Source organism: Bifidobacterium sp. POST2/T3 (B1), from assembly GCF_058197115.1.
In genome coordinates, this window is record NZ_JBVPQK010000404.1 from 1 (window position 1) to 2,320 (window position 2,320).

The 2,320-nt window shown below is 59.0% G+C and carries 2 protein-coding genes and 1 tRNA gene; 1 reads left to right on the plus strand and 2 read right to left on the minus strand.

All coding sequences use genetic code 11. The features are described from left to right. Position 1: 1 nt before the first annotated feature. Positions 2 to 77: transfer RNA gene (locus tag AC0AP0_RS12150), tRNA-Phe, on the plus strand. A 1,083-nt stretch (positions 78 to 1,160) separates the two neighbouring features. Here AC0AP0_RS12150 and AC0AP0_RS12155 read toward each other — a convergent pair. Continuing rightward, a complete protein-coding gene (locus AC0AP0_RS12155) occupies positions 1,161 to 1,700 on the minus strand; it encodes a low molecular weight protein-tyrosine-phosphatase (protein WP_463603575.1) in 540 nt (179 codons plus the stop codon). After that, positions 1,700 to 2,320 (minus strand): dihydrofolate reductase (locus AC0AP0_RS12160; protein ID WP_490430663.1); only part of this gene is annotated, 621 nt, incomplete at its 5' end. The genes AC0AP0_RS12160 and AC0AP0_RS12155, both read right to left, overlap by 1 nt.

The following is a 2,320-nucleotide window of genomic DNA, read 5'->3' on the forward strand; positions in this document are numbered from 1 at the left end:
TGGCTCTGTAGCTCAGTTGGTAGAGCGAGCGACTGAAAATCGCTAGGTCAACGGTTCGATCCCGCTCGGAGCCACCATAAAATCCCCCCTCGCTGGAACGGCGGGCCTGAGGGGTTTCTGTTTTCTTGGCCTTTTCGATTTTCAGAACCGACCCCAGCGCTTACCCAGCATATTCACCATCATCCCAGGGCATCCCCAAACAAGGCATTGGAGCTCCTCAGCGGCCCTGCTGCTGTACAGGTTGCGCTGCATGCACAAATCCTGTGTCATGCTCGGGTTGCTGTGCATCTTGTCGAATCCCTGAAGAACTGCTCCACGCCCCCCACATACTTGGCTATCCTGCACATCCCTATCGTTGCCGGTGTCGAAGCCTACGACTGACCACTTCAGTCAGCAGACCTCCCCCATGCGCCAACCCGCCCCGACCAGAGACCTAAACCGATCCACGAAACCGCATTTCACCAGCACCTCCTCGCGCTCGACCGGTATGGGCTCGGAGCCGGGCCGACCGGGCAGCTGGAAACGGCCAACACTCAACTTAAGCAGGCCTGCAGGTCCATTCTGCTAGTCCGGATTGCAGGCCGATGCATGACTACCACGAAGACTTCGAGGCCTTCACCGAGGACAGACAGCCTACGACGACAGGGATCGAACAGGCCCGATCTGTGCAAACGCCCGGTACCGCCACCGGCGAACCCCGCTGAACAAGCCGAACGCAAGCTCTACAGCCTGCCCATGCACGTCACACCCGTAACGCCTCGCACCCACCAGACCAAGAGCACGTGATAACCTAGCCCCAAGGCCTGGAGACCCTCCGGGGTAGTGAAATAACCTATGGAAACCAGGGGATTGTCCCCAGGCCACTCCCACAGCAATGCCACAGATGCAATAAGTGGTGGAGTAATCGCAGCAAGCGGAGGAGCGCTTCCCGGCCTTTCCAAATTCAAAATGACATGCCTCACTCCCACCGCATCAGAAAATGCGAGACTGACTATTTACAAATCCCCGGCATTTACCCACCACATTTGCAAACAAACCTCGACAAGTCTCATTATCTAGACGGTTCGATCCCGCTCGGGGTCACCAGCCAGCAAACCTCTAAGATTCATAAGGAAACCAGGGGCCTAATTGTTATTTACAGTCATCAACCGCTCGCGCATTCAGGACAGCTGACGCACCACCCAGTCGACGATGTAGGGCGCGGTGTGCTCAATCTGATCGATGGCCACCTCGAACTCATGTGGGCCGCCATACCAAGGGTCCACCAGATCGATTTGGCTTTCCCGGCCCGGCGCTGGCTTGGGCAGATCCGGATCGAAGCTGCGGTACAGGTGCACAGCAGATCGCTTGCCTGATGGCAACAGACGCAGCAGGGCGCGCATATGGTCGGCCGTCATGGGCAGGAGCAGGTCCGCGTCTTCAGCCTCCTCCCGGGTGATCCGGTGGGCGAAGTGGTCAGCCGGCACCTCATAGCCCCGCTCGCGCAGAACCTTCTGAGCGCGCCGATCTATGGGGTTGCCGAACTCTTCGTCACTGACCCCGCTGGATTCCACCCTGACCTGGTCTTCATCCAGACCGCGATCTTGGAAGAACCTACGCAGGATGATCTCAGCCATGGGTGACCGGCAGATGTTGCCGGTGCAGACGGTCATGACGTTGTAAGGGCCCCGTGAAGCCTTTCCTTCTGAATCCTGGGCCATCAACGCACCTTCCCATAGGTGATGTACCGGAAGCGCCGGATGGCATCCGCCTGGGCTGGTTTGGCAGGGGTCATCCAACGGCTCTCGTCGCGCACCTGCCAGAACCGCTTGCTGACCAGCTCCTCCATATCAGGCACAAAGACATCAGCTGGAGTCTGCAGGTCCAGGTCGGTCACATAGGCCGCATCAGCCAGCGGAAAGAAGGTGCTGAAGACCCCTGCGCCGCCGATGATCCAGATTTCGCTACGATCCATCCCATCATCAGGAATGGCTTCCTGTCTGGCCAGTTCCAGAGCATCGTCGGCCGCAGATACCACAGTGGCGCCTGGCGCATGGAACCCTGGGTCACTGGATAGAATGATGTTGTCCCTCTTGGGCAGGGGTCGCTCCCCCATGGAGACCCAGGTCCGCCGCCCCATGATGACAGGATGGGATACGGTCAGCTCCTTGAAGTGCTGCATATCCTCGCTCAGATGCCAAGGCAGCGCATTGTGGTAACCGATGGCACCACGCCGACCGTCAGTGGCCTGCGCCTGCGCCCAGATCATATTGACCGATGAGCGGCGGCCTATCTCTTCTTCCTGATGCCGCCAATCCTCATCGCCTAGAAGCCCGGCCTG